Here is a 24,930-nt window from a genome sequence, read left to right on the forward strand (position 1 = left end):
AGGTTCAGGCGCGGCGGTTGACGCGGGCGGGGATGTCGGCGATCTCGGCGGAGCAGGGGGTCGCGCTGTTCGAGGCGGCCATCGGCTCGGGTGAGACGGTGCCGGTTCCGGTCCGGTTTGATCTGGCGGGGGTGCGGGCGCAGGGTGAGGTGCCGTATCTGCTGCGTGGGCTGGTGCGGGGGGTTCGCCGGTCGGCGGTGTCGTCGGCCGGGACCGGGGACGGCGCGCTGGTGGGTCGGTTGGCCGGGCTGGAGCGTGCGGAGCGGGTCCGGCTCCTGGTGGATCTGGTGCGCGCCGAGGTGGCGCTGGTGCTGGGACACGCCTCACCGAAGGAGGTGGACGTCCGGCGGGAGTTCCGGGAGCTGGGCTTCGACTCGCTGACCGCGGTGGAGCTGCGCAACCGGCTGAACGCGGCGACCGGGTTGCGGTTGCCGGCCACGCTGGTGTTCGACCATCCCACGCCCGCCGTACTGGCGGAGTTCCTGCTGGACGAGGCGCTGGGCGAGCGGGACGTGGCCGTCCCGGCCGTGGTCGCGCCGGTCGCCGACGACCCGATCGTGGTCGTCGGGATGGGCTGCCGCTACCCGGGCGGTGTCGCCTCACCGGAGGACCTGTGGCGGCTGGTGGCCGAGGGCCGTGACGCGATCACGGGCTTCCCGGCCAACCGTGGCTGGGACCTGGACGCGCTCTACCACCCGGACGCCGACCACGCGGGCAGCTCGTACACCAGGCAGGGCGGTTTCCTGCACGACGCGGCGGAGTTCGACGCGGACTTCTTCGGGATGAGCCCGCGAGAGGCGCTGGCGACGGACACGCAGCAGCGGCTGCTGCTGGAGACCTCGTGGGAGGCCGTCGAGCGGGCCGGGATCGACCCGGTCTCGCTGCGCGGCAGCCGTACGGGCGTGTTCGCCGGGGTGATGTACACCGACTACAGCGGGATGCTGGGCGCGGGCGAGTTCGAGGGATACCGGGGCACCGGGACCGCCGCGAGCGTCGTCTCCGGCCGGGTATCCTACACGCTGGGCCTGGAGGGCCCGGCCGTGACGGTCGACACGGCCTGCTCGTCCTCGCTGGTCGCTGTGCACCTGGCGACACAGGCGCTGCTCTCGGGGGAGTGCACGCTCGCGCTGGCCGGTGGCGTGACCGTGATGGCCACCCCCGGGGCGTTCGTGGAGTTCTCCCGGCAGCGGGGGCTGTCCGCGGACGGGCGGTGCAAGTCGTTCGCGGACGGCGCGGACGGGGTGAGCTGGGCCGAGGGCGTCGGGGTGCTGGTGCTGGAGCGCCTGTCGGACGCCCGCCGCAACGGCCACGACGTGCTGGCGGTCATCCGGGGCTCGGCGGTCAACCAGGACGGCGCGTCCAACGGGCTGACCGCGCCGAACGGCCCCTCGCAGCGGAGGGTGATCCGCCAGGCCCTGGCCGGGGCGCGCCTGTCCCCGGCCGAGGTGGACGTGGTGGAGGGGCACGGGACCGGGACCACCCTGGGCGACCCGATCGAGGCCCAGGCCCTCCTCGCCACGTACGGGCAGGACCGGGAGCGTCCGCTGCTCCTCGGGTCGATCAAGTCGAACATCGGCCACACGCAGGCGGCGGCGGGTGTCGCGGGCGTGATCAAGATGATCATGGGCATGCGGCACGGCGTCGTACCCAGAACCCTGCACGTCGACGAGCCGTCCTCGCACGTGGACTGGAGCGCGGGCGCGGTGGAGCTGCTGACCGAGGCGCGGGAGTGGCCCGAGACGGGTCACCCGCGCCGGGCCGCCGTGTCGTCGTTCGGCTTCAGCGGCACCAACGCCCACCTCATCATCGAGCAGGACACCGCCGGGCGGACCTCGCCGGACGAGGGGACGGCGCCCCCGGCAGCAGGGCCGCCGGCGGTGGGCCTGCCGGTCTCGGGCAGGACGGAGCGGGCGGTACGGGAACAGGCCGCGCGGCTGCTGTCCCACCTTGAGGGCCGCCCCGAGGCGTCCCTGGCCGATGTCGCGTTCTCGCTGGTGACCGCCCGTTCCCTCTTCGAGCACCGGGCCGTCGTACTGGCCGAGGACCACGCCGGGGCGCTGGCCGGGTTGCGCGCGCTGGCCGTCGGCCGGGTCGCGCCGGGGGTCGTGCGCGGCCGGGCCGGGGACGACCGGGAGACGGCGTTCCTGTTCACCGGCCAGGGTGCCCAGCGGGTGGGCATGGGGCTGGAGGCCTACGAGCGGTTCCCGGTGTTCGCCGAGGCCCTTGAGGCCGTGCTCGCGGCGCTGGCCCCCCGGATGAGCCCCTACCTGGACCGCCCGCTGCGGGAGGCGATCTTCTTCGACGCCGAGCTGCTCGACCGCACGGCGTACACGCAGCCGGCGCTGTTCGCCCTCGAGGTCGCGCTGTACCGGCTGGTGGAGTCGTGGGGCGTGCGCCCGGCCGCGCTGGCGGGGCACTCGATCGGGGAGCTCGCCGCCGCGCACGTCGCCGGGGTGCTGACGCTGGAGGACGCCTGCGCGCTGGTGGCCGCGCGGGGCCGGTTGATGCAGGCGCTCCCGGCGGGCGGCGCGATGGTGGCGATCCAGGCCGGCGAGGAGGAGATCCTGGAGTCGCTGGCCGGGCGCGAGGGCGAGGTGTCCGTCGCGGCGGTGAACGGCCCGGCGTCGGTGGTGATCTCCGGGGCCGAGGCCGCGGTGCTGGAGATCGCGGCCGGGTGGGCCGCCCGGGAGCGCAGGACCAAGCGGCTGCGGGTGTCGCACGCGTTCCACTCCCCGCTGATGGAGCCGATGCTCGCGGAGTTCCGGGCGGTCGCGGAGACGGTGTCGTACGCGCCCCCGCGGATCCCGATGATCTCCAACGTGACCGGCGGGTTCGTCACGGACGAGCTGTGCTCCCCTGACTACTGGGTGCGGCACGTGCGGGAGGCGGTCCGGTTCCGCGACGGGGTGCGGGAGCTGCACGCGGCGGGCGTGACCGCGTTCCTGGAGATCGGGCCGGACGGCGTGCTGACCGCGATGGCCCAGGACGCCCTTCCCCCGGAGGCCGAGGCGGAGGCGCTGCTCCTGCCCGTGCTGCGCGCCGACCGCGGCGAGAGCGCCGCCCTCCTGACCGCGCCGGCCGAGCTGCACGTGAACGGCGTGCGCGTCGACTGGCCGGCCCTGCTCCAGGGGGCCCGGCGGGTGGAGCTGCCGACGTACGCGTTCCAGCACGAGTCGTTCTGGCCGGAGCCGCCGCCGGTGGTCAAGGGTGCGGCGGGAGCGGTCGCCGACCTTACGGACGCGCGGCTCTGGGACGCGGTCGGGCGCGGCGCCGCCGAGGACGTGGCCGCGATCCTCGGCCTGGGGGAGGAGCACTCCTCCTCGCTGGACACCCTGCTCCCGGCCCTGTCGTCGTGGCGGCGGAGCCGGAAGGAGGCGTCGACGCTCGACTCCTGGCGCTACCGGGTGGAGTGGAAGCCCCGCCGTGTGCCCCCTCTCACGCTGCTGGAGGGCACCTGGCTGGTCGTGACCGCCGACGGGGTCCCGGACGGTGACGTGGTGGCCGCGCTGGAGGGGCACGGGGCGCGGGTGGAACGGCTCGTGCTGGAGGACGCGGTCGCTGATCGGTTGGACGCCGGCCGGGTGGACGCCGGCCGGGTGGACGCCGATCAGGTGAACGCCGGCCGGGTGGACGCTGACCGGTTGAATGTCGGCCGGGTGGACGCCGATCATGCCGTGCTCGCGGCCCGGCTCCGGGAGGCGGGCGAGCTCGCCGGTGTGGTGTCGATGCTCGCGCCGGTGGAGACGCCCGTCGAGGACGGCGGGGTGGTGCCGGGTGGCCTCGCGCTCACGGTCACGCTTCTGCGGGCGCTCGGTGACGCTGGGATCGGCGCACCACTCTGGTGCGTCACCCGTGGCGCCGTGTCCGCGGCTCCCGGCGACCGGGTGACACGCCCGGTCCAGGCGCAGGTGTGGGGCATGGGCCGGGTCGCGGCCCTGGAGCACCCGGAGCGGTGGGGCGGCCTGGTCGACCTGCCCGAGGTCGTCGAGGGGCGTGCCGCCCAGGGGCTGGCGAGCGTGCTGGCGGGCCTGGACGGCGAGGACCAGGTGGCGGTACGGGCGACGGGCGTGTTCGGCCGCCGGCTGCGACGCCACCCCGCCGCGCCCGATCCGTCCGGACCGGCCGGTGCCGCCACGCCGAGCCCCGGTGCCGCCGTGCCGGGTTCCGGGGGGACGGTGCTGGTCACCGGTGGGACCGGTGCCCTGGGGGCGGCGACCGCGCGGTGGCTGGTACGCGGCGGCGTCACGCGCCTCGTGCTGACCGGCCGGCGCGGCCTGGAGGCCCCCGGCGCGCCGGAGCTGCGCGACGAGCTGCTCGCGCTGGGTGCCGAGGTGAGCGTCGTCTCCTGTGACGTGGCCGACCGCGACGCGCTGGCCGCCGTGCTGGCCGCGATCCCGGCCGAGCGCCCGCTCACCGGGGTCGTCCACGCGGCCGGGGTGGGACAGGCCGCCGCGCCCCTTGAGGAGGCGGACGCCGCCGTCCTCGCCGAGGTGATGGCGGCGAAGGTGGCCGGGGCCGCCAATCTGGACGACCTGCTCGGGGATCGCGAGCTCGACTTCCTCGTGCTGTTCTCCTCGATCGCCGGGGTGTGGGGCAGCGCGGGGCAGGGCGCCTACGCGGCGGCGAACGCCTACCTCGACGCGCTGGCCGAGAACCGGCGCGCGCGCGGTCTCGCCGCGACGTCGGTGGCCTGGGGGGCGTGGGCGGAGGCCGGGATGGCGGCCGAGGGGAGCATGGCCGGTTACCTGCTCAGGCGCGGGCTCTCCCTCCTGCCGCCCGACCTCGCGGTCGGTGAGCTGGGCCGGGCGACCGGTGGCCGGGACGCGGTGGTGACGGTCGCCGACGTCGACTGGGACCGGTTCTATCCGATCTTCACCTCGACCCGGCCCAGCAACCTGTTCGGTGAGCTCGCCGAGGTCAGGGCGCAGCGCGAGGGCGAGGACGGGACGGGGACGACCTCCGGCGACTCCGAACTCGTCGCGCGGCTGCGGCGCCTGGCCGAGAAGGAGCAGCGGCGCGGGCTGCTGGATCTCGTACGCGCCGAGGTGGCGGCCGTGCTCGGGCACGCCTCCGCCGAGGCGGTCTCCGAGCGGCGAGCCTTCCGCGAGCTGGGGTTCGACTCACTGACCGCGGTGGAGCTGAGGAAGCGGCTCGTCGCGGCGACCGGCCTGGCGTTGCCGAGCACGCTGGTGTTCGACCACCCGAACCCGGCCGCGCTGGTGGAGTTCCTGCGCTCGCAGGTCGTGGGCGCGCGGGACGCGGCCGACGCGGACACGGGGGTTCCGGCCGCCGCCGCCCGCGCCGACGAGCCGATCGCGATCATCGGGATGGCCTGCCGGTTCCCCGGCGGCGTCGGCTCCCCCGAACAGCTGTGGGAACTGGTGACCGACGGGGTCGACGCGATCTCCGGATTCCCCGCGAGCCGGGGCTGGGACACGGACGGGCTCTACAACCCCGACCCCGACCACTCCGGCACGACGTACTCGGTCGAAGGGGGGTTCCTCCACGACGCGGGCGACTTCGACCCCGGGTTCTTCGGGATCTCACCGCGCGAGGCGCTGACCATGGACCCGCAGCAGCGGCTGCTGCTGGAGACCGCGTGGGAGGCCATCGAGCGGGCCGGGATCGACCCCCTCTCACTGCGCGGCCACTCGACCGGCACGTTCATCGGCTCCAGCTACCAGGAGTACGGTTCGGACTCCGCCGACGCCGAGGGGCACCAGGTCACCGGCACCATCCCGAGCGTGCTGTCGGGCCGGGTGTCGTACGTGCTCGGCCTGGAGGGGCCCGCGGTCACGGTCGACACGGCGTGCTCGTCGTCGCTGGTGGCGCTGCACCTGGCCTGCCAGTCGCTGCGCGACGGGGAGAGCTCGCTCGCCCTGGCGGGCGGTGTGACGGTGATGACCACCCCGGCCGCCTTCGTGGCGTTCAGCCGCCAGCGGGCCCTGGCCGCCGACGGCCGGTGCAAGGCGTTCTCCGACTCGGCGGACGGGATGAGCCTGGCCGAGGGGGTCGGCCTGCTGCTCGTGGAGCGGCTGTCCGACGCCCGGCGCAACGGCCACCCGATCCTCGCGGTGGTGCGCGGTTCGGCGATCAACCAGGACGGCGCGTCCAACGGGCTGACCGCGCCGAACGGCCCCTCACAGCAGCGGGTGATCCGCAGGGCCCTGGCGGGCGCGCGGCTGTCCCCGGCCGAGGTCGACGCGATCGACGCGCACGGTACGGGCACGGGCCTGGGCGACCCCATCGAGGTCCAGGCCCTCCTCGCCACGTACGGGCAGGACCGGGAGCGTCCGCTGCTGCTCGGGTCGGTCAAGTCGAACATCGGCCACACGCAGTCCGCCGCGGGCGTGGCCAGCGTGATCAAGATGGTCATGGCGATGCGGCACGGGACGCTGCCCAGGACGCTGCACGTGGGCACGCCGTCGACCCACGTGGACTGGACGGCGGGCGCGGTCGAGCCGCTGGCCGAGGCCGTGCCCTGGCCGGAGACCGGACGCCCGCGCCGGGCCGCGGTGTCCTCCTTCGGGATCAGCGGCACGAACGCCCACGCGATCCTCGAACAGGCGCCGGACGCCACGGAACCCGCGGGCGCCCTCGGGCTCGCCGGTCCCGGCGGGCGCGCGGATTCCGTCGTCACCGCCGGTCCCGAAGCCTCCGACCGTGACCCCGGTCTCCGTGTCGGTCACGGGGCCGGTTCCGGCGCCCGTACGGTGCCGTGGGTGGTGTCGGGCAGGACGGCGGGGGCGTTGCGCGCGCAGGCGGAGCGGCTGGCCTCGCACCTGACCTCGGACTCGGTCTCGGTCTCGGTCTCGGACTCGGCCTTGGAACCGGCCTCGCACCCGGACGGTCTCGGTGAGCCCGGCCCGGCCGCCGTGGGGCTCTCGCTGGTGACGTCGAGGTCGGCGTTCGAGCACCGCGCGGTCGTGGTGGGCGGTGACCGTGACGCGCTCCTCGCCGGTGTGCGGGCGGTGGCGGCGGGCGAGCCCGCGCCCGCTACGACCCGGGGAGTGGCGGACGTCGAGGGCAAGACGGTCTTCGTGTTCCCGGGGCAGGGCGCGCAGTGGGCCGGCATGGGCGCCCTGCTGCTGGAGCAGTCCCCGGTGTTCGCCGAGCGCGTCGCCGAGTGCGGCCTGGCCCTGAGCCGGTACGTCGACTGGTCACTGGCCGACGTGCTGCGCCAGGTGGAGGGCGCGCCGTCGCTGGACCGGGTGGACGTCGTGCAGCCGGTGTCGTTCGCGGTGATGGTCTCGCTGGCGGCGATGTGGCGTGCCCACGGGGTGGAGCCCGACGCGGTGATCGGGCACTCCCAGGGGGAGATCGCCGCCGCCTGCGTGGCGGGCGCGCTGTCCCTGGACGACGCCGCGCGGGTGGTGGCGGTGCGCAGCCGGGCCATCGCGCGGCGACTGGCCGGTGCCGGGGGGATGATGTCGGTCGCCCTCGCGCCGCCGGACGTCGAGGAGAGGCTGCGCCCCTGGGGCGGGCGGATCTCGGTCGCCGCGGTGAACGGGCCGCGTTCGGTCGTGGTGTGCGGCGATCCCGACGCGCTCGACGAGCTGGCGCGGGGGCTGACCGAGGAGGGGGTACGGGCCAGGCGGGTCGCGGTCGACTACGCGTCGCACTCGGCCCATGTCGAGCGGCTCCAGGAGGAGCTGCCACCGGCCCTGTCGGCGATCCGGCCGGAGCGGGCCGAGGTGCCGTTCCTGTCCACGGTGACCGGGGAGTGGCTGGAGGGCACGGAGCTGGACGCGGACTACTGGTACCGCAACCTGCGGCGAACCGTCCGGTTCGAGCCCGCGGTGCGGTGCCTGCTGGCCGCCGGGTACCGGGCGTTCATCGAGGTCAGCCCGCACCCGGTGCTGACGGGCGCGATCCAGGAGACGGCCGAGGAGGCGAGCGAGCCGGGAAGGGGCACGGTGGTCGCCGGGACCCTGCGCCGCGACCAGGGCGGCACGGAGCGCTTCCTGACCTCCCTGGCCGAGGTGTTCGTGCGCGGCGTGCCGGTCGACTGGCGAGCGGCCTTCGAGGGCACGGGCGCCCACCGGGTGGAGCTGCCGACGTACGCCTTCCAGCGGGAGCCTTTCTGGATACGGCGCGCCGAGGCCCCGGTGGCCGGTGCGGCGGACCCGGCGGACGAGCGGTTCTGGGCGGCGGTGGAACGGGAGGACCTCGACGCGCTGGCCTCGGGGCTGGAGGTGGGCACGGGCGCGCTGGCCGAGGTGGTGCCCGCGCTGTCGTCCTGGCGCCGCCGCCGGCGGGCCCGGTCCACCGTGGACTCCTGGCGCTACCGCGTCGCGTGGCGGCCGGTGACCGGCTTCGCCCCCGCCGCCCTGTCCGGCACGTGGCTGCTCGTCACCACGGAAGATCACGCGGGTGATGGCATCACGGGTGACGTCGCCGACGCGCTGGCCGCGCACGGCGCGCGGGTCCGCAGGGTCGTGCTCGACGGGTCGTGCACGGACCGCGTCCTGCTGGCGCGCGTGCTGGCCGGGGCGTCGAACGACGCGCCGGGCGACATACCGGACGACGCGCCGGACGACACACCGGGTGACATGCCGGGCGACGTCTCCGGCGTGGTGTCCCTGCTGGCCCTCGCCGAAGGGCCCGCCGAGCGGCACCCCGAGCTGGCCGCGGGCCTGGCGCTGACCGTCGCGCTCGTGCAGGCCCTGGGGGACGCGGACATCGACGCGCCCCTGTGGTGCCTCACCCGTGGCGCGGTCTCCACCGGCCGGTCGGATCCGCTGACCAACCCCGTCCAGGCGCAGGTCCACGGCGTGGGCTGGACGGCCGCGCTGGAGCACCCGCGACGGTGGGGCGGCGTCGTCGACCTGCCGGGGACGCTCGACCAGCGCGCGGCGCGGCGCCTGGCGAGCGTCCTCGCGGGCGGCGGCGAGGACCAGCTCGCGATCCGGCCCTCCGGCCTGTTCGCCCGCCGGGTGGTACCGGCACCGGCGCCGGAACCCGGGGCCGGGCGGGAGCCGTCGCGCGGGGGGAGACTGCGCGGGAGCACCCTGGTGACCGGCGGCACCGGGACGCTCGCCCCGCACCTGGCCCGCTGGCTCGCGGCCGAGGGGGCCGAGCACGTGGTGCTCACCAGCCGCCGGGGCATGGACGCCCCCGGCGCGGCCGAGCTGCTGGCGGAGCTGGCCGAGCTCGGCACGAGCGCCACGATGGCCGCGTGCGACGTGTCCGACCGCGACTCCGTCGCCGCCCTGCTCGCGCGGTTGCGGGAGGAGGGCCACACCGTCCGCACGGTGGTGCACGCCGCCGCCTCCATCGAGCTGCACGCGCTGCGGGACACCACCATGGAGGCGTTCGCCGAGGTGGTACGGGCCAAGGTCACCGGTGCCCGGCACCTGGACGAGCTGCTGGACCCCGACGAGCTCGACGACTTCGTGCTGTTCTCCTCGACGGCCGGGATGTGGGGAAGCGGGCGGCACGCGGCGTACGTGGCGGGCAACGCCTACCTCGGCGCGCTGGCCGAGAACCGGCGCGCCCGGGGGCTGCCGGCCACCTCGATCTCCTGGGGCATCTGGTCCGACGACCGCGACCTCGGGCGGGTCGATCCCGAGCAGATCCGGCGCAGCGGGCTCGTGTTCATGGAGCCGGACCTGGCGCTCGAAGGGTTCCGGCAGGCGCTGGCCGGCGAGGAGACCGTGCTGGCGATCGCCGACGTCGACTGGGAGCGGTACTTCCCGGTCTTCACCTCCGTACGGCCGAGCCGGCTGTTCTGCGAGGTGCCCGCCGTGCGGCTGCTGACCGAGACCTCCGAGCGGCCGGCCGTCCCGGCGGGCGACGGGGAGTTCGTCACCCGGCTGCGCGGGCTGCCCGCCTCCGAGCGGGACCGCCTGCTGCTGGAGCTGGTACGCGCCCAGGCGGCGGCCGTGCTGGGACACTCCTCGGCCGACGCCGTCGCCGAGCGGCAGGCGTTCCGGGACATGGGCTTCGACTCGGTGACCGCGGTCGACCTGCGCAACCGGCTGGCCGGCGCGACGGGCCTGACGCTGCCCAGCACGCTGGTGTTCGACCACCCGAACCTGGAGGCGCTGGCGGGGTTCCTGCGCACCGCGATCGCCGGGACGCGCGGCGGCCCGGCGGCCGTGGCGGGCCCGGCGCGGGCCGCCTCCGACGAGCCGATCGCGATCATCGGGATGGCCTGCCGCTACCCGGGCGGGGTCAGCTCGCCGGAACGGCTGTGGCAGGTCGTGGCCGACGGGGTCGACGCGATCTCCGGGTTCCCCGGCGACCGGGGCTGGGACGCCGAGGGGCTCTACGACCCCGACCCCGGCCGGTCCGGCAAGACGTACTCCACCTGGGGCGGCTTCCTGCACGACGCGGCGGAGTTCGACGCCGACTTCTTCGGGATCTCGCCGCGCGAGGCGCTGGCGATGGACCCGCAGCAGCGTCTGCTGCTGGAGACGGCCTGGGAGGCCGCAGAGCGGGCCGGGATCGCCCCCGCGTCGCTGCGCGGCAGCCTGACCGGCACCTTCATCGGGTCCAGCTACCAGGACTACAGCGCGGCGATGGCCGGGGGGCGGGAGGGCCTGGAGGGCCACCTGATCACCGGGACCATCTCCAGCGTGCTGTCGGGCCGGGTGTCGTACCTGTTCGGGCTGGAGGGCCCGGCCGTCACGCTGGACACCGCCTGCTCGTCGTCGCTGGTGGCGCTGCACCTGGCCTGCCAGTCGCTGCGCGACGGGGAGAGCTCGCTCGCCCTGGCGGGCGGGGTGACCGTGATGTCCACCCCCGACGCCTTCATCGGGTTCAGCAGGCAGCGGGCGATGGCCCCCGACGGCCGGTGCAAGGCGTACTCCGACTCGGCGGACGGGATGAGCCTGGCCGAGGGGGTCGGCCTGCTGCTGGTGGAGCGGCTGTCCGACGCCGAGCGCAACGGGCACCCGATCCTCGCGGTCATCCGCGGGTCGGCGATCAACCAGGACGGCGCGTCCAACGGGCTGACCGCGCCGAACGGCCCCTCCCAGCAGCGGGTGATCAGGCAGGCGCTGGCCAACGCCGGGCTCTCGGCGGCGGACGTCGACGCGGTGGAGGGCCACGGCACCGGCACGGCGCTGGGCGACCCGATCGAGGCGCAGGCGCTGCTCGCGACCTACGGCCAGGACCGGGACCGCCCGCTGCTGCTGGGCTCGGTCAAGTCCAACATCGGGCACACCCAGATGGCCTCCGGCGTCGCCGGAGTGATCAAGATGGTCATGGCGATGCGGCACGACCTGCTGCCCAGGACCCTGTACGCGGACACCCCGTCGTCGCACGTGGACTGGAGCGCGGGTTCCGTCGAGCTGCTCACCGAGCCGAGGGAGTGGGCGCGGAACGGTCGTCCGCGCCGGGCCGGGGTGTCGTCGTTCGGGCTCAGCGGCACCAACGCCCACGCGGTGCTGGAGGAGGCGCCGCCGGTCGCCGCGCGCGCGAGGACGGCCGAGCCCGTCGTCGTCCCCGTGCTGGTGTCGGGGAAGAACGAGCCGGCCCTGCGCGACCAGGCGGGACGGCTGGCGTCCCTGCTGGAGGGGTCGCCCGGCCTCCACCCCACGGACGTCGCCTTCTCCCTGGCGACCTCGCGGTCCCACCTCGACCGGCGCGCGGTCCTGGTCGGGCGGGAGCGCCAGGAGATCGTCGACGGGTTGCGGGCACTGGCCCGGGAGACCCCGGAGGGCGCCGTCCCGGGGGCCGTCGTCCACGGCACCGCCGTCCACGGCTCGCTGGCCTTCATGTTCACCGGGCAGGGCGGCCAGCGCGCGGGAATGGGCCGCGAGCTGTACGGCCGCTTCCCGGCGTTCGCCGACGCGCTCGACGAGGTGCTCTCCCACCTGGACGCGGACCTGGACCGCCCGCTGCGCGAGGTGCTGTTCGCCCCGGCGGGCACGGCCGAGGCCGCCCTGCTGGACGAGACCGGCTACACCCAGCCCGCGCTGTTCGCCTTCGAGGTGGCCCTGTTCCGGCTGCTCGAATCGTGGGGCGTGCGGCCCGGCCACCTCACGGGCCACTCGGTCGGGGAGATCGTCGCGGCGCACGTCGCCGGCGTGCTGTCGCTGCCGGACGCGTGCACCCTGGTGGCGGCCCGCGCGCGCCTGATGCAGGCGCTGCCCGAGGGCGGGGCGATGGTCGCCCTGGAGGCCCGCGAGGAGGAGGTGCTGCCGCTGCTGGCCGGGCGCGAGGACCAGGTGTCGATCGCGGCGGTCAACGGCCCCGCCTCGCTCGTCGTCGCGGGCGAGGAGGACCCCGTCCTGGAGATCGCGGCCCGGCTCGCCGCCGGGGGGCGCAGGACCAGGCGGCTCCAGGTCTCCCACGCCTTCCACTCCCCGCGCATGGAGGCGATGCTCGACGACTTCGGCCGGGTCGCGCGCGGCCTGTCGTACGCGCCGCCGGAGATCCCGGTCATCTCGAACGTGACCGGCGAGCCGGCGACGGCCGAGCAGCTCTGCTCGCCCGAGTACTGGGTGGAGCACATCCGGCGGCCGGTCCGCTTCGGCGACGGCGTGCGCCGGCTCGCGGAGCAGGGCGTCGTCACGTTCCTCGAACTCGGCCCCGACGCCGTGCTCACGGCCATCGCCGCCGACTGCCTCGCCGACCGCCCGGACGTCCGGACGGTTCCGGCGGCGCGCCGGGACCGGGGTGAGGACCGGGCGCTCACGGACGCGATGGCCCGGCTGCACACCCGGGGCGTCGACGTGGACTGGCGAGGGTTCTTCGCCGGTACGGGCGCCGAGACGGTCGACCTGCCGACGTACACCTTCCAGCGACGGCGGTTCTGGCCGGACGCCGGGGCGGGGGTCCTGCCCGCGCCCTCCGGCGCGGCGGCGGACACGGACTTCTGGGACGCGGTGGAGCGCGGCGACGCGGCGGCGCTGTCGGAGGGGCTGGGCGTCGACGGCGGCGCGCTGGAGACGCTGCTGCCCGCACTGTCCTCGTGGCGCCGCCGGCGGCGGGAGCGCTCCGCCGTGGACGGCTGGCGCTACCGGTCCGTCTGGAAGCCGCTGCCCTGGTCACCGCCCATCGAGCCCTCCCCGGACGGGCGGGCCCGGCTGCTCGTGGTGATCCCGGCGAGGTACGCGTCCGAGGAGTGGGCGGCCTCGCTGGCGGGCGCGCTGGGCGCGGAGGCCGACCGGATCGAGGTCGCCGAACCCGACCGGGCGGCGCTGGCCGTACGGATACGGGAGCTGTGCTCCGCCGGACCCCGGCCCGCAGGGATCGTGTCGCTGCTGGCCCTGGACGAGCGGGACGTCGACGGCTGCCCGGGGGTGCCCGCCGGCCTGGCGGCGACGGTCGCGCTGGCGCAGGCCCTCGGCGACGCCGGGGCCGAGGCGCCCCTGTGGTGCGTGACCCGTGGCGCGGTGTCGGTGGGACGCTCGGAGCGGGTGTCCCGGCCGGTACAGGCCGCCGTGTGGGGTCTCGGCCGGTCCGTGGCGCTGGAGCAGCCGCACCTGTGGGGCGGGCTGGTCGACCTGCCGGAGGACCTCGACCCCGGCACGATCTCCCGCCTGGTCGACGCGCTGTCCGGGCTCGAGGGCTCCGGTGTCGAGGGCTCTGGTCTCAAGGGCTCGGGTCTCAAGGGTGAGGACCAGCTCGCCGTACGCCCCTCGGGGGTCTTCGGCCGCCGCCTGACGCACGCCCCGATCGGCGAGAACCCCGCCGCACGGGAGCTCTCCTCGCCGATCGCGGTCCCGGCCGGTTCGCCGGACGCGGCCTCGAACGCCTTGCCGGACGCGGCCTCGGACGTCTCGCCGGACGCGGCTCCGGCCGTCTCGCCGGACGCCGCCACGGCCGGTGCGGGCGCCTCGTCGAACGGCGCGAGCGCCGGGTCCTTCGGCGGGGGCACCGTGCTGATCACGGGAGGTACCGGCGCGCTCGGGGCGCGGGTCGCCCGCTGGGTGGCCCGCGCGGGTGCCGCGCACGTCCTGCTGGCCGGGCGGCGCGGGCCGGACGCCCCCGGCGCGGCCGAACTGCGGGACGAGCTGACCGGCCTCGGCGCCGAGGTCGGCGTCGTGGCCTGCGACGTCGCCGACCGCGACGCCGTGGCCGCCGTGCTGACCGGGATCCCGGAGGCCCACCCGCTGACCGCGGTCTTCCACGCGGCGGGCGTGGTCGACGACGGGGTGCTGGACGGGCTGACGCCGGAACGCCTCTCCTCGGTCATGCGGTCGAAGGCGGTCCCCGCGCTCACCCTGCACGAGCTGACCGAGCACATGGACCTGCGGGCGTTCGTGCTGTTCTCCTCCACGTCCGCCACCTTCGGCTCGCCGGGGCAGGCAAACTACGCGGCCGCGAACGCCGTGCTCGACGCGCTGGCGGAGCACCGGCGCGCGCGGGGGCTCGCGGCGACGTCGATCGCCTGGGGGCCGTGGGCCGGGGCGGGCATGGCGGCGGACGCGGCCGGCGTGGAGAACCGGATGCGCCGGGGCGGGCTGGAGATGATGCCCCCGGACCTGGCGATCCTCGCGTTGCGGCAGGCGATCGAGCAGGACGACACGACGCTGACCGTCGCCGACGTCGACTGGTCCCGGTTCGCCGGCGCCTTCGCGATGATCCGGCACAACCCGCTGGTGGGCGACCTGCCCGAGGTGGCCGCCGCCGTCGCGGTGCCGGGTACAGCGGTGCCGGGCGCCGGGGCCGCGGGCGCCACAGGGGGCGAGGCCGCCACGACCGAGCCGGAGTTCCGGCGGCGGCTGGCCGGGCTGTCCGCCGCCGAGCGGGGCCGGACCGTCCTGGACCTGCTGCGCGGCTGCGTGGCCGCCGTGCTCGGCCACGCCGACACCGACGGCGTCGCGCCGGACCGCCCCTTCAGGGAGCTGGGCTTCGACTCGCTGACCACCGTCGAGCTGCGCAACGTGCTGGTGGCGGCGACGGGACTCACCCTGCCGGCGACGCTGGTGTTCGACTATCCCACCCCGGCCGCGCTGGCGGACTTCCTGCTGGCCGAGCTGCTCGGCTCGCTGCCGCGCGCCGGGACGGCCGGCCGTACGCAGGACGCGCGGGCCCGCGCCGACGAGGGCGATCCCATCGTGATCGTCGGCATGAGCTGCCGGTTCCCCGGCGGGGTGAGCTCCCCCGAGGAGCTGTGGCGGCTGCTGGTGGACGGCGGGGAGGGCGTGTCCCCGTTCCCCGACGACAGAGGGTGGGACCTGGAGGCGCTCGCCGGGGGCATGTCGGCCACGGGCGTCGGCGGCTTCCTGCGGGACGCGACCGAGTTCGACGCCGAGTTCTTCGGCATCTCGCCGCGCGAGGCGCTGGCGATGGACCCGCAGCAGCGCCTGGTGCTGGAGGCGTCCTGGGAGGCGCTGGAGCGGGCCGGCATCGACCCCCTCGACCTGCGGGGCAGCGACGGCGGCGTCTTCGTGGGCACCAACGGCCAGGACTACGTCGGCCTGCTCAAGGGGTCCGGCGCGGACGTGCAGGGACACGTGGCCACCGGCACCACGGCGAGCGTCATGTCGGGACGGCTGTCCTACACGCTGGGGCTGGAGGGGCCCGCCATCACCGTCGACACCGCGTGCTCGTCCTCCCTGGTCGCCCTGCACTGGGCCGCGCAGGCCCTGCGCGGCGGGGAGTGCTCGCTCGCGCTGGTGGGCGGCGTCTCGGTGATGTCGAGCCCCGACTCGTTCGTCGAGTTCAGCGTCCAGGGCGGCCTGGCGCCCGACGGGCGGTGCAAGGCGTTCTCCGACGCCGCCGACGGCACCGGGTGGTCGGAGGGCGTCGGCGTGCTCGTGCTGGAACGCCTGTCGGACGCGCGGCGCGGCGGCCACCCGGTCCTCGCCGTCGTACGCGGGTCGGCGGTGAACCAGGACGGCGCCTCCAACGGCCTGACCGCGCCGAACGGCCCCTCACAGCAGCGGGTTATCCGCCAGGCGCTGGCCGCGGCGGGACTGTCCCCGGCCGAGGTCGACGCGGCGGAGGCGCACGGCACCGGCACGCCGCTGGGCGACCCGATCGAGGCGCAGGCCCTGCTGGCGACGTACGGCCAGGAGCGGGACCACCCGCTGTGGCTGGGATCGATCAAGTCCAACCTGGGCCACACGCAGGCGGCGGCGGGCGTCGCCGGTGTGATCAAGATGGTGCTGGCCATGCGGCACGGCCTGCTGCCCAGGACGCTGCACGCCGAGGTACCGGCGTCGCACGTGGACTGGTCGTCCGGGGCCGTCGAGCTGCTGACCGAGCCCCGGCCCTGGACGCGGAAGGAGCGGCCGCTGCGGGCCGGCGTCTCCGCCTTCGGGATCAGCGGCACCAACGCCCACGTCATCCTGGAGCAGGCGCCCCCGGACGAGCCGCCGTCCGGCGAGCGGCCCGGTGGGGGGACGGTTCCCGCGGTCGTGCCGTGGGTCGTCTCCGGCCGGACCCGGGAGGCGCTGCGGGCCCAGCTCGACCGGGTACCGGCCGCCGACCGCGACCTCGATCCGGTGGACGTCGGCTACTCGCTGGCGAGCCGGTCGATGTTCCGGCACCGCGCGGTGCTGCTGGCCACCGCGGACGGCGTGTCGGAGATCGCGCGCGGCGAGGCCACCGCCGTGGCGGGCAGGTCGGCGATGCTCTTCACCGGGCAGGGCTCCCAGCGCCCCGGCATGGGCCGGGAGCTGTACGCCAGGTTCCCGGTGTTCGCGCAGGCACTGGACGTGGTGCTCGCGCAGTTCGACGTCGAGCTGGACCATCCGCTGCGGACGATCCTGTTCGCCGAGGCGGGCTCGCCCGAGGCCGAGCTGCTCGACCGGACCCGCTGGACGCAGCCCGCGCTGTTCGCGGTCGAGGTGGCCCTGTTCCGCCTGGCGGAGTCGTGGGGACTGCGCCCGGACCTGGTGGCCGGGCACTCGATCGGCGAGATCGCCGCGGCGCACGTCGCCGGCGTGCTGACGCTGGCCGACGCCTGCACCCTGGTCGCCGCCAGGGGACGCCTGATGCAGGCGCTGCCGGCCGGGGGCGCGATGGTCTCCCTGCGGGCCACCGAGGACGAGGTCCTCCCGATGCTCGCCGGGCGCGAGCACGAGGTGTCGATCGCCGCGGTCAACGGGCCGTCGGCGGTGGTGATCGCCGGGGCGGAGGGAGCGGTCACCGAGATCGCGGCCCGGTTCGCGGCCGAGGGCCGCAAGGCCACCCGGCTCGCCGTCGGCCACGCGTTCCACTCGCCGTTGATGGACCCCATGCTGGAGGAGTTCCGCCGGGCCGTGCGGGGGATCGGGTTCTCGCCGCCGGCCATCCCGCTCGTCTCCGGCCTGACGGGCGAGCCGGTCGCCGTCGAGCGGCTCTGCTCGCCCGGCTACTGGGTCGACCACGCCCGGCAGGCGGTCCGCTTCGCCGACTGCGTGCGTACCCTGCGCGGTTCCGGCGTGAGCACGTTCGTCGAGGTCGGCCCGGACGGCGTGCTGTCCGCGCTGGCCCAGCACTGCCTCGCGGCCGACGGCACCGAGGCCGGGACCCTGGTCGTGCCGATGCTGCGCAAGGACCGCGGCGAGGAGGCGGCGGTCGTGGACGCGCTGGCCCGGTTGCACGTCCACGGGGTGCCGGTGGACTGGCGCTCCTTCTTCACCGGGTGCGGCGCGCGCCGCGTCGACCTGCCCACGTACGCCTTCCAGCGCAGGAGGTACTGGCCCGAGGCCGCCGCCCCGGCCGATGGCGCGGCGGGGGATCCGGTGGACGCCGAGTTCTGGGCCGCGATCGAGCGTGCGGACCTGGCCTCCGTGGCGGCCACCCTGGACCTGGAGAAGGACTCGCTGTCGGCGGTACTGCCCGCGCTGTCGTCCTGGCGCCGCTCGCGCCGCGAGCGCACGCTCGTGGACTCCTGGAGCTACCGGGTGTCGTGGAAACCCCTGGCCGCCGTGCCGTCCGCCGTCCCGGGTGGAAGGTGGCTGGTGGCCGTCCCGGCCGGCCGGTCCGGGGAGGGGCCGTGGGCCGAGGCGCTCGACGCCGTGGGCGCCGCCCTGGCGGGTGCCGGCACCCTGACGCGTCTCGACGTCACGGACACCGACCACGCGAGGCTGGCCGCCCGGCTCGCCGAACTGCTCGACGATCCGGACGCGGGAGGCCGGGCGCCGACGGGGGTGATCTCCCTGCTGGCCCTCGCCGGTACGGGAGGCGACGGTTTGGTTGAGAACGGCCTGGTTGAAGACGGTTCGCATGAGAACGGCCTGCTCGGGGTGGCGTTGACGGCCGCGCTGGTGCGGGCGCTGGGGGACGCCGGTGTCGACGCGCCGCTGTGGTGCGTCACCCGGGGCGCGGTGTCGGTGGGCCGGTCCGACGGGCCGCCGAGCCCGGGTCAGGCCGCGGTCTGGGGCCTGGGACGGGTGGCGGCGCTGGAGCACCCCCGGCGCTGGGGAGGCATGATCGACCTGCCCGCGTCGCTCGACCGGCGGGCCGTCGCCCGGTTCGCCGGCGTGCTGGCCGGTGGCCCGGACGGCGAGGGCGAGGTCGCCGTGCGCGCCTCCGGGGTGTTCGGCCGCAGGATCGTCCCGGTCCCGGCCCCCGCCGGGGACGCCGACCGGTCCTGGCGGCCTCGCGGCACGGTGCTGGTCGCCGGGGACACGGGAGCCGCCGGGGAGCGCGTCGCCCGCTGGCTGGCCGACGCGGGCGCCGACCGGGTCGTACTGGCCGGTCCCCCCGCCCAGACGGAGCCCGCAGAGGCGGAGGTGTTCGCAGGGGCGGGAGAGGTCGCCGCTCGGGTAGGGGCCGCGGGGTCGCCGGGGGTCGCCGGCCGGGTGGAGCCCGCCGGTATGGATTCCCGGGTGACGGTCAGGTACTGCGACCTGGCGGACCGGGAGGCCGTGGCCGCCCTGCTGGCCGAGTTCCCGCCGGACGCGGTCGTCCACGCCGAGGAACCGGCGAAGGCCATCCCCTTGGAAGGGACCGAACCCGCGGACCTGGCCGCGGCCGCCGCGGCCCGCGCCGCCGGGGCCGTGCACCTGGACTCCCTGCTGGGAGATCGGGAGCTGGACGCGTTCGTGCTGTTCTGCTCGCTCTCCGGCGTCTGGGGAGTGGCGGGGAGAGGGGTCGCCGCCGCGGCGGAGGCGGTCCGGGAGGCGCTGGTCGAGGCGCGCCGCGCCCGGGGCGCGGTGGGGACCGCCGTGTCCTGGTCGGCGTGGGCGGACGGCGGCGTGACCGCCGACAGGGGAATGGACCTGCACCTGCGGGCGAACGGGCTGCCCGCCCTGGCGCCCGAGCTCGCGCTCGGCGCGCTGGGCCGGGTCGTCGCGGGCGGCGAGAGCGCGGTGACGGTCGCCGACGTGGACTGGGACCGGTTCGCCCCGGCCTTCCTCGCGTTGCGGCCGACCCCGCTGCTGGACGAGCTGCCCCGGGCCCGGCGGGCGATCGAGGCGGCGGGCGGCGGCGCCCGCGACGGCGAGCCCACCGTGGCGGACGCGCTCCGGAGCCGTCTCCTCGGGCTGCCGGCGGCCGAACGTAAGGGCCTCGTCCTCGAACTGGTGGTGACCAGGGCCGCCTCGGTCCTCGGCCACGCGGACGGCGCCGAGATCGAGGCCGACCGGGCCTTCAGGGACTTCGGGTTCGACTCCCTCACCGCGGTCGACCTGCGCAACCGGCTCAACGCCGAGACCGGGCTCACCCTGCCCGCCACGCTCGTCTTCGACCACCCGACACCGGTGGAGCTCGCCGAGCACCTGGCGGGCCTGGTACTCGGCGAGGAGAGCCCCGGCGCGGGAAGCTCCGGCGAGGGGAGCCGGGCGCCCGTGCCGTACGGGCTCGCGGACGACCCGATCGTCATCGTCGGCATGAGCTGCCGGTATCCGGGCGGCGTCCGCTCGCCGGAGGACCTGTGGCGGCTGGTCGCCGGCGAGGTGGACGCGGTCGGCGCGTTCCCCGCCGACCGGGGCTGGGACCTGGCCGCCCTGTCCGGCGGGGGCGCCGACGGGCGTGGCCGCAGTACGGCGGCCGGAGGCGGCTTCCTCTACGACGTCGCCGACTTCGACCCGGGCTTCTTCGGCATCTCGCCCCGCGAGGCGATGGTGATGGACCCGCAGCAGCGGCTGGTGCTCGAAGCCGCCTGGGAGGCGTTCGAGCGGGCGGGCATCGACCCCGCCGGCCTGCGGGGCGGCGATGTGGGCGTCTACGTCGGCGCCACCGGTGGCGACTACCAGCCGCCCCGGGACCATCGGGGCCACGCGCAGACGGCCCAGGCGGCCAGCGTGATCTCCGGCCGGCTCTCCTACACCTTCGGCCTGGTGGGGCCCTCGGTGACCGCGGACACCGCCTGCTCCTCGTCGCTGGTGGCGTTGCACCTGGCCGCGCAGGCGCTGAGGTCCGGGGAGTGCTCGCTCGCCCTGGCCGGCGGGGTCACCGTGATGTCCACCCCGGTGGGCTTCGTCGAGTTCGGCGAGATGGGGGCGCTCTCCCCGGACGGCCGGTGCAAGGCGTTCTCCGACGCCGCCGACGGCACGGGCTGGTCGGAGGGCGTCGGCATGCTCGTCGTCGAACGCCTGTCGGACGCCCGGCGCAACGGCCATCGCGTGCTGGCGGTCCTGCGCGGCTCGGCCGTCAACCAGGACGGCGCCTCCAACGGGTTCACCGCGCCGAGCGGCCCGTCGCAGCGGAGGGTGATCCACCGTGCCCTGACCGCCGCCGGGCTGACCCCGTCCGAGGTGGACGTGGTGGAGGCGCACGGCACGGGCACCAGGCTGGGCGACCCGATCGAGGCGCAGGCCCTGCTGGAGACCTACGGCCAGGACCGCGAACGGCCGGTGCTGCTCGGGTCGATCAAGTCCAACATCGGGCACACGCAGGCGGCGGCCGGGGTCGCCGGACTGATCAAGATGGTCATGGCCATCAGGCACGGGGTGGCGCCGAGGACGCTGCACCTGGACACGCCGTCCTCGCACGTGGACTGGTCGGCGGGCGCGGTGGAACCGCTGACCGAGTCCAGGCCGTGGCCCGACTCCGGACGCCCGCGCCGGGCCGGGATCTCGTCCTTCGGGGCCACCGGCACGAACTCACACGTGATCATCGAGGAGGCACCCCCCGCCGATCGCACCGGATCGCCCGCCTCCGCCGATCCGTCAGGGTCCGGTGAGTCGTCCATGTCCGTCGAGTCGTCAAGGGACGTCGCGCGATCCGGGGTCGCCGATCCGTCAGGGTCTGTCGCGCGATCCGGGGTCGCCGATCCGTCAGAAGCCGTCGATCCGTCCATGTCCGTCGAGCCGTCCGGGGCCGCTGGAGCCGCCGGGTCTGCCGAGCCGCTCGGGGGCGTCATGGGGATCGGCGGGGTGGTTCCCGGGCTCCTGCCGGTTCCGTTGTCGGCCAAGGACCCGGTCGCGGTGCGGGCGCAGGCGTTGCGCCTGCTCGACCACCTCGCCGAGCACCCCGGCGCCGGACTGGCCGACGTCGCGTACTCCCTGGCCACCACCCGGTCGAGCTTCCGGCAGCGGCTCGTCGTCCTGGCCGGTGACCGTGCGGAGCTGGTGGACGGCCTGATGGCGGCGGCGGACGGGAACCCGGCCCCCCACGTGATCGACGGCCGGGCCGGGAGGCCGGGCAGGACGGCGTTCCTGTTCACCGGCCAGGGCAGCCAGCGGGCGGGGATGGGCCGCGAGCTCTACGACAGGTTCCCCGTCTTCGCCGACGCGCTCGACGCCGTGCTGGCGCGCCTGGACGCCGGGCTGGACCGCCCGCTGCGGGAGATCCTGTTCGCCCCGGCGGGCACGCCCGAGGCCGAACTGCTCGACGAGACCGGGTGGACCCAGCCGGCGCTGTTCGCGGTCGAGGTGGCCCTGTTCCGCCTGCTGGAGTCCTGGGGTCTCACCCCCGACGTGCTGATCGGGCACTCGGTCGGCGAGCTGGCCGCGGCGCACGTCGCGGGCGTGCTCTCCCTCGAGGACGCCTGCACGCTGGTGGCGGCCAGGGGCGCGCTCATGCAAGGGCTTCCGGCCGGTGGCGCGATGGTCGCCGTCCAGGCGGGCGAGGAGGAGGTGCTGCGGGCGCTGTCCGGGTACGAGGACCGGGTCTCCGTCGCCGCGGTCAACGGCCCGGAGTCCGTGGTGATCGCCGGGGTGGAGCGGGCGGTGCTCGACGTGGCGGCCGCGCTGGCGGGCGGCGGGCGCCGGACGAGGCGGCTGCGGGTCTCGCACGCGTTCCACTCGCCGCTGATGGAGCCGATGCTGGCGGACTTCCGCGCGGTCGCCGAAGGACTCTCCTACTCCACGCCGCGCATCGCGGTGATCTCGAACGTGACCGGCGGCGCCGTCACGGAGGAGCTGTGCTCCCCGGATCACTGGGTGGCGCACGTGCGGGGCGCCGTACGGTTCGCCGACGGGATCCGGGCGGCGCACGAGGCGGGGGTGACCCGCTACGTCGAGGTCGGTCCGGACGCGACCCTGACCGCGATGGCCCGTGACACCCTCCCGGCGGAGGCCGAAGCCGAGCTGGTCTCCCTGCTGCGCAAGGACCGCGACGAGCACCGGACCCTCGTCGCCGCGCTCGCCCGGCTGCACGTGCACGGGATGAGCCCCGACTGGAACTCGATCTTCGCGGGTACCGGCGCCCGGCCGGTGGACCTGCCGACGTACGCCTTCCAGCACGAGCGGTTCTGGCCCGACGCGGGACACCCGGGCCCGGCCCGCGCGGCGGACCCGGGCGGCCTGGTGGACCCGGTGGACGCCGAGTTCTGGGCGGCGGTCGAAGAGGAGGACGCCAAGGAGCTGGCGTCGAGGCTCGACGTGGACGGCGAGGCGCTGACCAAGGTGCTGCCGGGGCTGTCGTCGTGGCGCAGGGAGCGGCGCCGGAGGTCCACCGTGGACGCCTGGCGGTACCGGATCGCCTGGACGGCTCTCACCGGTGACGGCGCGGCAGCGCCCGGGACCTCGCGGACAGGCCCCTGGCTGGTGGTGCTCCCCGAGGAACTCGCCGGGGACGCCTGGACGGACTCGGTGGTCGGCGCGCTCGGTGCCGACACGGTCCGCATGGAGGTGGCCGACCTCGCCGCCGTACCCGAGGACCGGGCCGCGCTGGCCGGGTGGCTGGGCGCGCACTCGGGCGACCGGCCGTTCGCCGGGGTGGTCTCCCTGCTGGCGTTGCGGAAGCCCACGGTCACCGGGGACGCCGGGGACGCCGGGGACGCCGGGAACCTTGGGAACCTTGGGAACCTTGGGAACACGGCGCTTCCCGGCGGGCTCGCGCTGACGGCCCTGCTGATCCAGGCGCTGGGCGACGCAGGCGTCGACGCGCCGCTGTGGTGCCTCACCCGGGGCGCGGTCGCGGCCGGTCCCGGCGACGTCCTGCGCGATCCGGCGCAGGCCGCCGTCTGGGGGCTCGGCCGGGTCGCGGCGCTGGAGCACCCGCAGCGGTGGGGCGGCCTGATCGACCTGCCGGAGGACCTCGACCGGGCAGCGGCGCGGCGGCTGGCGAGCGTGCTGGCCGGGATGGACGGCGAGGACCAGCTCGCCGTCCGGCCCACCGGGACGTACGCCCGGCGGCTGGTGCGCGACCCCGCGGGCCAGCACGGCCAGAGCGGTCAGAGCGGCCAGGCCGGCGAGCCCGGCGAGTGGACGCCGTCCGGGACCGTACTGATCACCGGCGGCACCGGCGCGCTCGGCGGGCACCTGGCCCGGTGGCTGGCCCGGCGCGGCGCGGAGCACCTGGTGCTGGTCGGACGGAGGGGGATGGAGGCCCCCGGGGTCGCCGAACTGTGTGACGAGGTGGCTGGACTGGGCGCCCGGGTGACCGTCGCGGCCTGCGACGCGGCCGACCCGGACGCGCTGGCCGCCGTACTGGCGGGCATCCCGGCCGAGTACCCGCTGACCGGTGTGGTGCACGCCGCGGGAGTGGTCGACGACGGCGTGGTGGACGGCCTGACCCGGGAGCGGTTCGAGACGGTGTTCCGCGCCAAGGTGGCACCGGCGCTCGTGCTGGACGAGCTGACGCGAGACCTGGACCTGCCGGTGTTCGTGCTGTTCTCGTCCGCGGCGGGTGCGATCGGCAGCCCCGGCCAGGGCAACTACGCCGCCGCCAACGCGGTGCTGGACGGCCTGGCCGAGCGGCGGCGCGAGCGCGGGCTGGCGGCCACGGCGGTGGCGTGGGGGGCCTGGGCGGGCGGCGGCATGGCGGAGGCGGCCGCCGCGCAGGAGGCGTCCCGGCGCATGGGCGTACGCCCGATGGACCCCGAGCTGGCGGTCGCCGCGCTGAGCGGCCTCGTCGCCGGGGGCGAGCCGGTCGCGGTGGTCGCCGACATCGAGCACGAGCGGTTCGTCCGCTCCTACACGGCGGGACGGCCCAGCCGGTTGCTGTGCGAGCTGCCGGGATACCGCGAGCTGGTCGAGCCGGCGGGTTCGGGGGAGGAGGCCGCGCGGTCGGCGTCCGCCCTGCGGGACAGGCTGGCCGGCCTCGCCGGTCCCGAACGGCTCGGCGTGCTGCTCGACCTGCTGCGCGGCCAGATCGCCCTGGTTCTCGGGCACTCCGGCGACGTGGTGATCGGTGCCGACCAGGCGTTCAGGGACCTCGGGTTCGACTCCCTGAGCGCGATCGAGCTGCGCAACCGGCTCACGGCCCTGACGGGGCTGAAGCTGCCCTCCACGCTGATCTTCGACTATCCGACCCCCGAGGCCCTCGCCGAACACGTGATCGCGGAACTCCTGCAGGAGACGGGCGCGGCCTCGGGCGTCGACGCGGAGGAGGCGCGGGTCCGGGCGCTGTTCGCGTCGCTGTCCATGGCCAGGCTGCGGGAGATCGGCGTGCTGGACGCGCTGCTTCACCTGAGCGGTGCCCCGGAGAGGTCCGCCGACGCCGACGGCGACGGGGAAGCCGGTGACGCGCTCGACTCGATGGGACTCGACGAGCTGGTACGGGCGGCCCTCGACGGCGGAGGCCAATGAGCCGCAGGGCCGCTGAGCCGCAGGGCCGCGGGGCCGTGGGGCCGCGGGGGAGCGGGACGGCCCGTAACGCACGTTGACCCGGCCGGGTGTGCGTCCCCCGGCCGGGTCGGATTCGTGCGGT

Annotated in this window: 1 protein-coding gene; it reads left to right on the plus strand. The window is 76.0% G+C overall.

Features of this window, described 5'->3' with window-relative positions:
- Window positions 1-32 precede the first annotated feature (32 nt).
- Window positions 33-24,809 (plus strand): type I polyketide synthase, encoded by a 24,777-nt coding sequence (locus ACFYWM_RS42345; protein WP_389926795.1) that lies wholly within the window; start codon window positions 33-35, stop codon window positions 24,807-24,809.
- The last annotated feature ends 121 nt before the right edge of the window (window positions 24,810-24,930 follow it).

The sequence above is a fragment of the Streptosporangium sp. NPDC002721 genome (genome assembly GCF_042888905.1).
In the GTDB taxonomy this organism is placed as follows: Bacteria; Actinomycetota; Actinomycetes; order Streptosporangiales; family Streptosporangiaceae; genus Streptosporangium.